Source organism: Fructobacillus ficulneus (genome assembly GCF_001047075.2).
Classification (GTDB): Bacteria; Bacillota; Bacilli; order Lactobacillales; family Lactobacillaceae; genus Fructobacillus; species Fructobacillus ficulneus.
The window spans coordinates 337,614-337,864 of the sequence record NZ_DF968005.1 but is presented as its reverse complement, the minus strand read 5'-3'; the positions used below and the strand labels follow the sequence as shown (position 1 = coordinate 337,864).

1 protein-coding gene is annotated in these 251 nt (G+C 48.6%); it reads right to left on the bottom strand.

Features of this window, described 5'->3' with window-relative positions; genetic code table 11:
• A partial coding sequence (locus AOQ29_RS07750; RefSeq protein WP_158530764.1) for a hypothetical protein occupies positions 1-251 on the bottom strand: 251 nt, incomplete at both ends.

Here is a 251-nt window from a genome sequence, read left to right as displayed (position 1 = left end):
CAAGTCTTGCAAAGCTTGGCTGCCTGCGGTTTGGTCGTTAGCAATTGTCGTTGCATCAGATGCCGCCTTGATGGCCTTTTCATAGGTAGCAGCTTGGGCAGCCAAAGTAGCCTTTTGAGCAGCCTTATCGGCATCACTCAAATTAGGGTCTTGGTCAACCGCATTTTTGGCATTCGTTAATGCTGTTTCAACTTGACTAACAGCTGCAGCTTGCTGGTCTGCAATTGGTAGAACCCCGTCGTTACTCTTAG